Genomic DNA, 12684 nt, shown 5'->3' on the forward strand with positions numbered 1-12684 from the left:
CTACCACGTCGGCCATGATCAGGATGTATGGCTTCTGGCGCTCCGCCGCCTCGTTCCGCGTGCGCATCGCGCTCAATCTCAAGGGTCTTCCCTATGAGGAGACCATGGTCGACATCGATGCGGGCGAACAATATGCGTCCGGCTATCACGCCATGAACCCCCAATCGGCCGTGCCGTCGGTCTTCGTCGACGACGGGCCGCCGCTCACCCAGTCGCTGGCGATCGTCGAATATCTGGAGGAAACCCATCCCGAGCCGCCGCTGCTGCCGGCCGATGCGCGTGGCCGGGCGCGGGTGCGGTCGCTGGCGCTGCTGTTCGCCGCGGACCACCATCCGCTGATCGTGCCGCGCGTCCGCCGCTATCTGAGCGAGGAACTGCATGTGGACGATGCCGGACGCACGGCCTGGATCCGCCACTGGTTCCGCGAAGGGCTGGTCCAGGGCGAAGCGCGGCTCGCCGGCGACGCCGCGACGGGGCGCTTCTGCCATGGCGACACGCCGACATCAGCCGATCTCTGCCTGATCAGCCAGGTCATGGGCGCACGGGGCTTCCAGGTGACGACCGCCGACCTGCCCGCCATCAGCCGCATCGCCGAAAACTGCCTTGCCGAGGAGGCCTTCGCGCGTGCGCTGCCGCTGCGCCAGCCGGGGGCGCCGGCCTCGCACTGACGGCGCGCCGGCCTATTGCGCGGTCACCATCTCCTCATGCGGCATCGGGCCGGGCAGGAGATCGCGCCGCCAGGGCGTGCGGCCGGCGAGGACGCCGGATTCGTGCACGATCTCGGAGACATATTCCTCCTGGCGGTAGGCCATGACATGCACCCCGGCGACGCCCTTGATGGCGCGGACCTGCTGGATGATGTCGATGCACAGCCGCTTGCCCTCGGCCTTCTGGTCCTGGGCGCCTTCGAGGCGGGCGATGACGGCATCGGGAATATGCACGCCGGGGACGTTGGAGCGCATCCATTTCGCCGTCCGCGCCGAGGCGAGCGGCCCGACGCCGACCAGGATGAAGCACTGCTCGTGCAGGCCCATGTCGCGGATCCGCGCCATGAAGCGCTCCAGCAGCGGCACGTCGAAGCAATATTGCGTCTGGATGAACTGCGCCCCCGCCGCGACCTTCTTGGCCAGGTTGATCGGCCGGAAGTCGTGGGGCGGCACGAAGGGATTGGCGGCGGCGCCCAGGAACATCGCCGGCGGCGTGGTGATCGGGCGGCCGGACAGGAAGCGCTTCTCGTCGCGCATGGTGCGGATGGTGGCGAGCAGGGCGGTCGAATCGAGATCGAAGACCGGCTTGGCCTCGGGATGGTCGCCGCATTGCACGCCGTCGCCGGACAGGCACAGCACGTTGCACACGCCGAGGGCCGCCGCGCCCAGCACATTGCCCTGGATGGCGATGCGGTTGTAGTCGCGGCAGGAGATCTGGAACACCGGCGAATAGCCGACCCGGGTCAGCAGCGCGCAGATGGCGACCGAGGACATGTGGCAATGTGCGCCGGAGCCGTCGGTGGCGTTGATCGCGTCGACCCAGCCCTCGAAGGGCTTGATCCGCTCCAGCACGTCGTCGGGATCGGCCGAATCCGGCGGGTTGAGCTCGGCGGTGACGGCGAATTCGCCGCGGCGGAGCACGCGCTCGAGCCGCCCGCGCGAGGTGTGGCCGGGCAGCTCGGGCAGCGGCGCGGCGGGGTGCGGGCCGAAATCGTCGGCGGGAGGCAGGCGGATGTCGGTGATCATGCCTTGGCTCCGCCGGGCTTGGATGCGCTCTTGGATGCGGCCTTGGCCGCGTTCTGGGCCGCGAGCCGCGCCGCCTCCATCCGGGCATCGTAGCCGGATTTCGCGCGGGCGACGGCGAGCCAGGACGAGCGGCCCTTGAGCCGGTGGTCGACGGCCGGCTGCGGCAGGTTGATGGCCTCGCCCGCCGCCATGGTGCGCGAGCCTTCATAGGCCTTGACCCAGACGCAGGGCATGTCGGCATAGACCTCGCAATTGCCGTTGGCGCGGACGCCGCCGCAGGGCCCGTTGCGCAGGCCCTTCGGGCAGTTCATCGGGCAGGACATGCCGGTGGAGGACAGCGCGCATTGCCCGCACATGCGGCAGTCGAACAGGGCGCCCTTCACCATCTTCTCGATGCCGGCCACCGGCCTTTCCAGCCGTTCCCAGCCGATGGCGGTGAAGACGGGCGCGAGGAACACGAGGGTGCGCTCCAGCCTGTCATACAGCCGTTCCATCGCCGCCGACTTGCGGATGGCCCAGAAGCGCAGGGCGAACCTGTCGCGGCTGCGGGGGGGCTTTCCGGCAGGCTCGAAGGCGGCGGGCGTGCGCATGGATCGATGACTCCGGGGCCGGGGGGCTATACCCCCTCTCTGCCGCCATTCTTGGCAAGAGCGACCAGCCGCTCCTTGTCGTATTCCGCCTCGATCTTCGCCATCGCCGCCGAAACCTCGGCTTCGAGGTCGCTGCCGCACTCGACGGGCGCGCCGCGGCGCCATTCGGCGAGGTAATCGTCGGTTCCGGCAGCGCCCGAGCGCATCGCGGCCATGTCGATCGCCTCGGTGAAGCGCAGCGGCAATTCGCGCCGGGCGCTGGTGCGCCCCTGCTTGGCGGTGACCTGGGCGGGAATGTCGCGCCAATAGGTGATGATGAGCTGGGCCATGGGCTTTCCTGGGCTGGACTTCGCGGAGGCGGCGTTTCGGGGGAGGGGGAGGGCCCGCCGCCGGCTCAGAACGGCGTGCGGCTGCGGATTGCGGCGGCCAACGTACCCTCGTCGAGATAGTCGAGCTCGCCTCCGACCGGCACGCCATGCGCCAGTTTCGTCACCTTGACGCCGGTCGGCGCCAGCAGGTCGGTGACGTAATGGGCGGTGGTCTGGCCGTCGACGGTGGCGTTGAGCGCCAGCATCACCTCGGTGACGCCGCCGGCCGAGACGCGCGCGACGAGGCCGTCGATATTGAGGTCGCCCGGGCCGATGCCGTCGAGCGGCGAGAGCGTGCCGCCGAGCACGTGGTAGCGCGCATTGATCACGCCGGCGCGCTCCAGCGCCCAGAGGTCGCCGACGGTCTCGACCACCACGAGGAGCGAGGTGTCGCGCCGCGGATCCCGGCAGAGGGTGCAGGGGTCGGCAGTGTCGATATTGCCGCAGTTCGAGCACACCACCACCCGCTCGCAGGCGATCTGCAGGGCGGCGGCGAGCGGCACCATCAGCTGGTCGCGCTTCTTGATCAGCGTCAGCGCAGCCCGGCGCGCCGAGCGCGGCCCCAGGCCGGGCAGCCTCGCGAGCAATTGGATGAGACGTTCGATTTCGGGGCCGGTGACGGATGCCATGGCGATCAGATAGGCGATCCATGCACCGGGTGCGAGGGGGAATCGGGGTTTTGCACGGATGAGGCGGCGGGAGCGCCGCCTCATCCGGATTCATGCCGCTCCGCGCATGGGCGTTGTCAGAAGGGAAGCTTCATGCCCGGCGGGATCGGCAGGCCCGCGGTGAGGGCGCCCATCTTCTCCTGCATCAGCCGCTCGCCCTTGGCGCGGGCGTCGTTGTGGGCGGCGAGGATGAGATCCTCGACGATCTCCCTCTCCTCGGGCTTGAAGAGGCTGTCGTCGACGGCGATGGCCTTCATCTCGCCCTTGGCGGTCAGGCGCACCTTGACGAGGCCGCCGCCGGCCACGCCTTCCACCTCGGTCCGCTCCAGCTCGGCCTGCAGGTCCTGCATCTTGGACTGCATGGCCTGGACCTGCTTCATCATACCCATCACGTCTTTCATGGGGGCTCCTTATGCCATGGGTCTTAAGCGTTCCATCTTCAGACCGAGTCGCCAAGCATCGCAAAATGCTTCCGATAACAATGTGTTAAAATTGGCGAACCTGTCCTGCTTGAACGCATTTTGCTTTATAGGTCGTCGGCCGAATAGATGTGGCCGTCGTCGGCGTCGTCCGCCTCGTCGTCGGGAGCGGGCGGCAAGGCCTGCACGGCCACCGGCCCGTTGTCGCGGACGTCGACGATCTCGGCGCCCGGAAAGCGCTCCATCGCGGCGCGCACCAGCGGATCGGCACGCACGCCGGTGAGCACGGCCGCCTGCCGCGCCTCCGCCTGTTCGCGAAGCGTCGGCGCGCCCTTCTCCGAGGAGATGACCACGAGCCAGCGCCGGCTCGTCCAGTCCGACAATTTGCGCGAGAGATCGTTGACCAGCCCCTGCGGCGAGCCCGGCTCGAGCGCGACGTCGAGCCGGCCGTCGGCGAAGGCGACCAGCCGCACGAAACGCTCGAGGGCGAGCTTCAGCGGCAGGTCGCGCTTTTCCATGGCGAGGCCGACGATCTCGGGAAAGCTCGCCAAGGCGCGCACCGGCACGGCAGGGGCGGCGGGCTCCGCCTGGAAGGCGGGCCGCGGCTGCGAGGAACTGGTGATGAGCTGCGCGCGCGGCGCGGCGGGAGGGGCGGACGGAGCCGGCGCGGCATTGCGGGCCGGCACGCCCCTGCCGTCCGACAATTGGCGGATGAGCTCGTCGGGGGACGGCAGGTCGGCCGCATAGCACAGCCGCGCCAGCACCATGTCGGCGGCGGCCAGCGGCCGTGCGGCCGTCTGCGTCTCGGGAATGCCCTTGAGCAGCATCTGCCACTGGCGGGTCAGCGCCCGCATCGACAGCTTCTGCGCGAGGTCCGACGCACGGGTCCGCTCGATCTCGGTGGCCGAGGCGTCCTTCGCCGCGGCGGGCGAGATCTTCACGCGCGTGACGAAATGGGTGAACTCGGCCAGCTCCGACAGCACGACGGCCGGGTCGGCCCCCTGGTCGTACTGGTCGCGCAGCTCGTCGAGCGCCGCGGCGGCATCGCCCCGCATCACCGCCTCGAACAGGTCGATCACGCGCGAGCGGTCGGCCAGGCCCAGCATCGCGCGCACGCTTTCGGCATCGATCGAGCCGCCGCCATGGGCGATGGCCTGGTCGAGCAGCGACAGCGAATCGCGGACCGAGCCTTCCGCGGCGCGGGCGATCATCGCCAGGGCCTCCGCGTCGATGGCGACGCCCTCCTTCTCGCAGATGGCGGCGAGATGGCGCGCGAGCAGGCCGCTGTCGACCCGGCGCAGGTCGAAGCGCTGGCAGCGCGACAGGATGGTGATGGGGACCTTGCGGATCTCGGTGGTGGCGAAGACGAACTTGACGTGCGGCGGCGGCTCTTCTAGCGTCTTCAGCAGCGCGTTGAAGGCGTTGGTGGTCACCATATGGACTTCGTCCATGATGAGCACCTTGAAGCGGGCCGATACCGGCGCATAGCGCACGCCGTCGGTGATCTCGCGGATGTTCTCGACGCCGTTGTGCGAGGCGGCGTCGAGCTCCATCACGTCGATGTGGCGGCTGTCGATGATGGCCTGGCAGTGGCGCCCGAGCACGGGCATGTGGATGGTCGGCTTGCCGCCGCCCTCGGCCGGCTCGTAATTGAGGCCGCGCGCCAGGATGCGCGCCGTCGTGGTCTTGCCGACCCCGCGCACGCCCGTGAGCATATAGGCTTGGTGGATGCGCCCGGTCTCGAACGCATTGGACAGGGTGCGCACCATCGCATCCTGGCCGATGAGGTCGTCGAAGGTCTGCGGGCGGTATTTGCGCGCCAGGACCCGGTAGGGCTGGGATGCAGGCGGCTGTTCGATCGCGTCTTCCATCAAATCCTCCGATTCCCTCGAAGGGGGCCGTGCGCGATGCTGCCGCAAAAACGAGGCAGGAGGCTGGACGAAGACCCGCAGCGGTCTCGTTGGGGCTGCTTCCTTCCGGACCTGACCCGGTTGGCGAGTGTTGCGTCCACCGCCAACCTCCCGGCCGGGTATATGGGGCATTCGGCGCCGAATGACAAGCGGGCGGGCCGAATTTCCCGCCCTGCGACAGATTGTCGGAATTTCCGGTGGTTTTACCACAAAAACCATTTGGACTTTGCTGCCCGAGCGACTATCTAGGGATACAGGAATCGTTCGGGGCTGGCGTCGATAGTACGAGCCGGCTTTGGTGCGGGAAGCACTCTTGTCGAACATCGAGCGAAGCGCTCGTTCGCCCCAACGATAGAAATGCCCATTCCGATCTGCAAGAGCCGAGGTGGCGATCTGGCGGAATGTGCGGCTGCGCGCGACGCAGATGGGACCATGATTTCCTTGTCCTGCGCCTGGATCGAAGCATTGCGATGGTTTTCCTGACCGGGTGCGGATCGAAACATGGCGAGGGACATGGCGGGACCTCATGCCCCTGCGGGCACGCGCAACTCGAAGCGGAGAATGAGACCTATCCATGAGGCAGGGACAGCAAAAGCGCATGCGCGGGCGCAGCCGTGGCGGCAAGGGCCCGAACCCGCTCAGCCGAAGCTATGAATCGAACGGCCCCGATGTGAAGGTTCGCGGCACGGCCGCCCACATCGCCGAGAAATATGTCCAGCTCGCACGCGATGCCCAGTCCTCCGGCGACCCGATCCTGGCGGAGGCCTATCTGCAGCACGCGGAGCATTATTTCCGCATCATCGCGGCGGCGCAGCCCCAGTTCGGCCAGCAGGGCTACGGACAGGCCGCCGAGGAGGAGGACGACGGAGAGGATTCGGAGTTCGAAGGCCCGATCCCGTCGATGCCGCAGTCCTATACCCCGCCGAATCAGTCCTATGACGACCAGCCGCGCCTGGTGCAGCCAGCGCGCGAGCGCAATTACGGCGATCGCCAGAACTATGGCGAGCGCCAGGAGGCCCGCCCGGAGGGAGAACAGCCCTTCCGCGAGCAGCCTTATCGCGAGCAACCCTATCGCGAACCGCGCTTCCGCGACCGGAACGAGCGCTTCAGCGGCGAGCGTCCGCAGCGCGAGGAACGCTTTTCCCGCGACGGCCGTGACGACCGGCCGCAGCGCGAGGACCGTCCCTACCGCGCCGAGCGCAGCTTCGAGCCCGCGCCCGGCGCCGCCCCCGGCCCCGAGGGGGAAGGCGGCGGCGAGCCTCGCCCCTACGCCCCGCGCCAGAGCCGCCGCGACAGGCGCTTCGGCGACCGGTCCGAGCGTCCCTTCCGCGAGCGCAACGGCGAGGGGCAGCCCTTTGCCGAGCGCCACGAGGAACGCCCGCCGGCCGAACGCCCGCAGGCCGAGCGCCAGCCGGCCGAACGCGCCCCCCATGTCGAGCGCAGCTTCCAGCCCGCACCCGTCGTGCCGGTCGACCAGCCCCAGCCCGACATCCACGACGACAATGCGCTCTCGACCCTGCCGTCCTTCATCACCGGGGCTCCGGCGGCCGCTGCCGCGCCGCCCGCCGTGGAAGGCGAGGGCGAGGCCCGCGCGCCGCTGCGGCCGCGCCGGCGCCGCGTGACCAAGCGCGTGGAGCCGGGCGAGACGCTCCTGCCGAACATCGAGCCGGCCGGCGAATAAACGCCAGTCGACCGATCGAGACACGTGATTTTGCCGGCGGCCCCTCCAGGCCGCCGGTTTTGCGTCGGCGCCTGCCGGGCGTCCGCGCATTTGCGGCTTGCGCGCCTCGTCTGATTCATGCGCAATGTGGCGGGCTGGCCGGCGCCTTGCGCGTCCGGCGACACATGAGGGACCGAGGCGGGCGGCGGAGGCCGGCGCGGAACGGACAGGGGGCGATGCGATGCTGGCTCGTTTGCAGAACCTGGTGCGGGCCTTCACGCCGGGAAACCGGGCGCGGCCGCGCTACGTGTTCGACGAGACCGATCATCGCGTGGCGGCCGCCGGCCTCCTGGTCTATGCGATGAATGTCGACGGCGTGCAGAGCCCCGCCGAGAAGCTTCGCCTCGAAGCGCTGCTGCAGGAACGCTTCTCCCTGAATGCCGAGGAAACCCGCGCCTTGCTGGCCGCGGCCGGCGAGCGCAATCGCGACGTGCTCGATTTCAACGATTTCACCGGCGTGGTGAAGCGTGCCTATGACGCCGAGGGGCGCAAGCGCATCGTCGAGATGATGTGGGAGATCGCCTTCGCGGACCGGGCCCTGCACGAGTTCGAGGACAATCTGGTCTGGCGCGTCGCCGAGACGCTGGGCGTGTCCGTCCAGGACCGCATCGCGGTCCGCGGCAAGGTCGCCGCGCGCAACGACGTCGCCCTGCCGGAGGCGAGCGAATGAGCCGGCCGGTCGCGCTGGTGACGGGCGCTTCCAGCGGCATCGGCGAGCAGATCGCCCGCCTGCTTGCCGAACAGGGCGAGGACCTCGTGCTGGTGGCCCGCTCGCAGCCCGAACTGGCGCGGGTCCAGGGCGATATCGCCGCGGCGACCGGGCGTTTCGTCGCCGTCCTGCCCCTCGATCTCGAGCGACCGGACGCGGCGGATGCGATCGCCGCGGCGCTGCGCTCGCAGGCGCTGAAGGTGCGCCACCTCGTCAACAATGCGGGCTTCGGCCTCGCCGGCGACATGGGCGACCTGCCCGCCGGGCGCCAACTCGGCATGGTCGACCTCAATTGTCGCGCGCTCCTGGCGCTCACCCTGGCTTTCCTGCCGGAGATCCGCGCCAACCGGGGCGGCATCCTCAACGTCGCCTCGGTAGCCGGCTTCACGCCGGGGCCGGGCCTCGCCGTCTATTACGCGACCAAGGCCTTCGTGGTCTCGCTGACGCGGGCGCTCGGCTATGAGGAGCGGGGCAACGACATCAGGGTCTGCGCGCTCTGCCCGGGGCCGGTGGCGACGAATTTCGGCGCGCGGGCCGGTTTCGGCGGCTCCCGCGCCATGGCGCTGGCGGGCCAGCTTTCGGCGCGTGACGTCGCCCATCTCGGCCTCGCCGGCTATTATGCCGGCCGGCGGGTGGTGGTGCCCGGCCTGGTCACCCGGCTGATGATCGCCGTCCTCGCCGTCGTGCCGACGCGCTTCGTCCTGCCTGTTCTCGCCGCCGCCCAGCGCCAGCGGCGAAACTGACGGCGGACGCCATCCGTCGGGCTGCGGGCGGGGGCCGGCTCCAAAAGCGTTCCTTGACTTCCCCCGCGTGAAACCCCAGTTTCCGGCTCCCTTTGGTCGCCTCGCGGAGCCCCATGCGCAGCTATCTCGATTTCGAAAAACCCGTCGCCGAGCTCGAGGCGAAGGTTGAGGAACTCCGTGCGATCGCTGAATCGGGGGATGCTGTGGCGATCGGCGACGAGATCCAGCGCCTGGAGGTCAAGGCGAACCAGGCGCTGCGCGATCTCTATGCCCAGTTGACGCCGTGGCAGAAGACGATGGTGGCGCGCCACCCGGAAAGGCCGCACACCACCGATTTCGTCAAGGCGCTGGTCGAGGATTTCACTCCGCTGGCGGGTGACCGGAAATTCGGCGAGGACGAGGCCATCATCGGCGGGTTCGGCCGTTTCCGGGGCGAATCCGTCTGCATCATCGGGCATGAGAAGGGATCGGACACCGAAAGCCGCATCCGCCACAATTTCGGCATGGCGAGGCCCGAGGGCTATCGCAAGGCCGTGCGGCTGATGGAACTGGCTGATCGCTTCGAGCTGCCGGTGCTGTCCTTCGTCGACACGGCCGGGGCCTATCCGGGCATCGGCGCGGAAGAACGGGGCCAGGCCGAGGCCATCGCCCGCTCCACCGATGCGTGCCTGGCGCTCGGCGTGCCGAACGTCGCCATCGTCATCGGCGAGGGCGGATCGGGCGGGGCGATCGCCGTCGCTGCCGCCAACCGCGTGCTGATGCTGGAACATTCGGTCTATTCGGTGATCTCGCCCGAGGGGGCGGCGTCCATCCTGTGGCGCGAGCCGTCCAAGGCGCAGGACGCGGCCAACAACATGAAGATCACTGCGCAGGACCTCCTCAAATTCGGCGTCATCGACGCCATCATTCCGGAGCCGACGGGCGGTGCCCACCGCACGCCCGAAAAGGCGATCGAGACGACGGGCGATTTCATCCAGAACGCGCTCAAGGACCTCGCGGGCCTGTCACGCGATGCGGTGAAGCGAGCCCGCCAGGACAAATTCCTGATGATCGGCCGCAGCCTGTAGCCGCGGCCGCCCGCATCCGCGCCGAAAATGTCGGAAAAAAGGCACTAGGTGTTTTCGCCGGAATCAGGCATTGTCGCCTTAACGCCCTGTTTACCGTGCTGCGTAACCAGTATGAACCCGCCGCTTGCGGCAAAGGTCCATTACCGCTAAGTTTTTGCAATCTCTGGAAGTGTCTTTGCACGGGCTCGCTAACTCATGACGGCTCACCTCACGCTGATGCGCAAGATCGCCCTCGCGGCCGGTATCATGCTGCTGGCTGCAAGCTGTTCCCAAAACGGGGCAAGCCTGCGTTCGACGACGCCGATTCCGGAGGCCCTGCGTGCCGATATGGCCGCCAAGGACATGCCGCGCAGCGCCCCCATCCTGGTCCGGGTCTACAAGAAGGAATCGGAGCTCGAGCTGTGGAAGCAGACATCGAGCGGCCATTTCGCGCTGCTGAAGACCTATCCGATCTGCCGCTGGTCCGGCCAGCTCGGCCCCAAGAAGAACGAGGGTGACCGCCAGGTTCCCGAGGGCTTCTATTCGGTGGGCCAGAGCCAGCTGAATCCGAATTCGAATTATTACCTCTCGTTCGACGTCGGCTATCCCAACAATTTCGATCGCCAGCTTGGCCGCGCCGGCGGCAACATCATGGTGCATGGCTCGTGCTCCTCGCGCGGCTGCTTCGCCATGACCGACGGCCAGATGGCCGAGCTCTATTCCGTCGCCCGCGAGGCGCTGCAGGGCGGCCAGCCGGCGTTCCAGCTGCAATCCTATCCGTTCCGCATGACGGCCGAGAACCTGGCGCAGGCGCGGCGCAACCCGAACATCGGATTCTGGCAGAACCTGAAGGAAGGGTCGGACAATTTCGAGGTCACCAAGCAGGCGGTGAAGGTCGACGTCTGCAAGGGCCGCTACGTCTTCAACGGCGAGAACGGCACGGCCTGCGGCCTTTCGCCCATCAGCCGCGACGTCGCGACGGCGGTGATCGAGAAGAAGAGGCACGACGACGCGGAGGTCGCCTCGCTGGTGAATTCGGGCACCAGGGCCGTCAGCTATATCTATGAGGATGGCGGCGCCAATCCGGCCTTCCTGGCGCGCGCCGTCGACCAGACCGCCGTTCCGGGCAAGGATCGGCCCTTCACCAGCGCTGCAGTGGTCGAAGTCGCTCTCAACGACAACGGCACGCCGGCGACCGAGGCCGATACCATGGCCGCCAAACGGATCACCTATTCGGCGGCCGAGGAGCTCCTGATGTCCGAGGCGGCGGTCGCCCGCCGTCCGCTCAAGGGCCCGGCCAACCCGGATGCCGTCGCCGCCCGGCAGCAGGTCGTGTATGCCCGCCTCCTGGGAACGTCGATGCCGGTCGCTCCGAAGAAGCCCGTCACGGTGGTTGCCAGGGCCGATTCCGCGGCCCCGACGCCGGCCCAGGAGATCGCGGCGGCGACGTCGGATGACAACAGCAAGCCCTTCTATGTCCGCTGGCTCGGCGGCTCCGGCGACGAGGCCGAGACCAAGCCGGCACAATCCGTCGCGCAGGCGCAGAGCTACGGCCCCGTCCTCGTACCGCATGCCACGCGTTCGCATCCCAAGCAGCGCCTGCATAATAGCGAGCCGGTGAAGTTCAGCGGACCCGTCATGGCTTCCGCCGGTACGGTCGCCACCATGCCAGCTCCGCTGCAGAATCAGTCGAGCGACCAGCCCTTCTACAAGCGTTGGCTCGGCTTCGCCGACGACACGCCCGCCACCACCGGCGCCAACTAGGTTCTCGCTTTCCTTGCGGCGCTGTAGCCCTGGGCTCCGGTTCTCCGGGGGTGGGGCCGGCCGGCCTGATGTCCGGGCGGGCGCGGCTTCGAGCCTGGTGTCCGCCGCCTTGACAAGTTCCCGCCGGAAGGCGCGAAATCCGCGCGGGGGCACCCATGTCGGGCATCCCTCCTCAACGCGAAGTCCCGCGCGGTGACGGGGTGGAAGCCATCCGGTTCATATCATGTCGCTTGACGTCGTCGATCTGCGCGACTTCTACGAAACCAATCTGGGCCGGGTCGCCGCAAGGCTGATCGGCGGCAAGATCCGGGCCCGCTGGCAGGACGTCACCGGTCTGCGCGTCGCCGGCGTCGGTTTCGCGGTTCCCTATCTCGCCCTGTTCCGCGACGAGGCTGAACGGGTGCTGTCGTTCAACCCGGCGACGCAGGGCGTCCTCGAATGGCCGAACGGCGGCCCGATCGCGGCGGCGCTGGTCGAGGAGACGGAACTGCCGCTGGCGGATGGCTGCATCGACCGCGTGCTCGCCGTCCATCTGCTCGAGGAGGCCGAATCCGCCTCCGACACGCTGCGCGAGATCTGGCGTGTGCTCGCCCCGGGCGGCACCGTGATCCTGGTGGCGCCGAACCGGCGCGGCGTGTGGGCGCGGTCGGACGCGACGCCTTTCGGCAATGGCCGGCCCTTCTCGCGCCCTCAATTGATGCGGCTGCTGCGCGATGCCCTGTTCTCGCCGGTCAACTGGACGGAGGCCCTGTACCTGCCGCCGTTCATCCATGGCTGGGCCCTGCGTTCGGCGCCGACCTATGAGCGGCTGGCCGAACGCCTCGCCTTCCCCTTCGCAGGCGTGCACATCGTCGAGGCGTCCAAGCAGGTCTTCCGCCCGATCACCGTGCGCACGAGGCGCATCAGCGCCCCGCGGTTCCGGCCGGTGCTGATCCCGAGCCCGGCCGGGCTTTCGGGCGTGCCGGTTCCCCGCATCGGCTCCGGGCAGGACCCGGCCGCTCATCAGGGTTGAGG

13 protein-coding genes and 1 other RNA gene are annotated in these 12684 nt (G+C 68.7%); 7 read left to right on the top strand and 7 right to left on the bottom strand.

Annotation, left to right across the window (positions count from 1 at the left end):
- Positions 1-17 precede the first annotated feature (17 nt).
- Entirely contained in the window at positions 18-668 is a 651-nt protein-coding gene (maiA, locus tag J3R73_RS30240; RefSeq protein ID WP_307437817.1) for a maleylacetoacetate isomerase, read from the top strand.
- Positions 669-680: 12 nt separating this feature from the next.
- On the opposite strand, the gene J3R73_RS30245 is transcribed toward maiA, so the two are convergent.
- The 7 genes from J3R73_RS30245 to ffs form a co-directional block, all read right to left on the bottom strand.
- The gene (locus tag J3R73_RS30245; RefSeq protein WP_307436303.1) at positions 681-1733 is read right to left on the bottom strand and encodes a methylenetetrahydrofolate reductase; all 1053 of its coding nucleotides are present in this window, start codon (positions 1731-1733) and stop codon (positions 681-683) included.
- Positions 1730-2323 (bottom strand): methylenetetrahydrofolate reductase C-terminal domain-containing protein, encoded by a 594-nt coding sequence (locus tag J3R73_RS30250; protein ID WP_307436306.1) that lies wholly within the window; start codon positions 2321-2323, stop codon positions 1730-1732. Before J3R73_RS30250 ends, J3R73_RS30245 begins: the two co-directional genes overlap by 4 nt.
- Positions 2324-2349: 26 nt before the next feature.
- Complete coding sequence (locus tag J3R73_RS30255; protein WP_307436309.1) at positions 2350-2652, bottom strand: virulence factor; 303 nt, start codon at positions 2650-2652, stop codon at positions 2350-2352.
- A gap of 65 nt (positions 2653-2717) precedes the next feature.
- Positions 2718-3320 carry a recombination mediator RecR gene (gene recR, locus J3R73_RS30260; protein WP_307437820.1) on the bottom strand — a complete coding sequence of 201 codons (603 nt, stop codon included), beginning with the start codon at positions 3318-3320 and terminating at the stop codon, positions 2718-2720.
- Between the two features lie 116 nt (positions 3321-3436).
- Positions 3437-3760, bottom strand: a complete 324-nt coding sequence (locus J3R73_RS30265; protein WP_307436312.1) for a YbaB/EbfC family nucleoid-associated protein — start codon at positions 3758-3760, stop codon at positions 3437-3439.
- A gap of 125 nt (positions 3761-3885) precedes the next feature.
- On the bottom strand, positions 3886-5649 hold the full coding sequence (locus tag J3R73_RS30270; RefSeq protein WP_307436314.1) for a DNA polymerase III subunit gamma/tau: 1764 nt from the start codon (positions 5647-5649) through the stop codon (positions 3886-3888).
- A 54-nt stretch (positions 5650-5703) separates the two neighbouring features.
- An RNA gene (ffs, locus tag J3R73_RS30275) (signal recognition particle sRNA small type) lies at positions 5704-5801 on the bottom strand.
- A gap of 461 nt (positions 5802-6262) precedes the next feature.
- Here ffs and J3R73_RS30280 point away from each other — a divergent pair.
- From J3R73_RS30280 to J3R73_RS30305, 6 genes are all read left to right on the top strand, one after another.
- Positions 6263-7369 carry a DUF4167 domain-containing protein gene (locus J3R73_RS30280; protein WP_307436316.1) on the top strand — a complete coding sequence of 369 codons (1107 nt, stop codon included), beginning with the start codon at positions 6263-6265 and terminating at the stop codon, positions 7367-7369.
- Positions 7370-7589: 220 nt separating this feature from the next.
- Complete coding sequence (locus J3R73_RS30285; protein WP_307436319.1) at positions 7590-8078, top strand: tellurite resistance TerB family protein; 489 nt, start codon at positions 7590-7592, stop codon at positions 8076-8078.
- Positions 8075-8860 carry an SDR family NAD(P)-dependent oxidoreductase gene (locus tag J3R73_RS30290; protein ID WP_307436321.1) on the top strand — a complete coding sequence of 262 codons (786 nt, stop codon included), beginning with the start codon at positions 8075-8077 and terminating at the stop codon, positions 8858-8860. Before J3R73_RS30285 ends, J3R73_RS30290 begins: the two co-directional genes overlap by 4 nt.
- Before the next feature lie 113 nt (positions 8861-8973).
- Positions 8974-9927: an acetyl-CoA carboxylase carboxyltransferase subunit alpha gene (locus tag J3R73_RS30295; protein WP_307436324.1), complete on the top strand. Its 954-nt coding sequence runs from the start codon at positions 8974-8976 to the stop codon at positions 9925-9927.
- 195 nt (positions 9928-10122) lie between these two features.
- Complete coding sequence (locus tag J3R73_RS30300) at positions 10123-11670, top strand: L,D-transpeptidase family protein (protein ID WP_307436325.1); 1548 nt, start codon at positions 10123-10125, stop codon at positions 11668-11670.
- A 223-nt stretch (positions 11671-11893) separates the two neighbouring features.
- Entirely contained in the window at positions 11894-12682 is a 789-nt protein-coding gene (locus J3R73_RS30305; RefSeq protein WP_307436327.1) for a methyltransferase domain-containing protein, read from the top strand.
- Positions 12683-12684 lie beyond the last annotated feature (2 nt).

This window comes from Labrys monachus, from assembly GCF_030814655.1.
Lineage (GTDB): Bacteria > Pseudomonadota > Alphaproteobacteria > Rhizobiales > Labraceae > Labrys > Labrys monacha.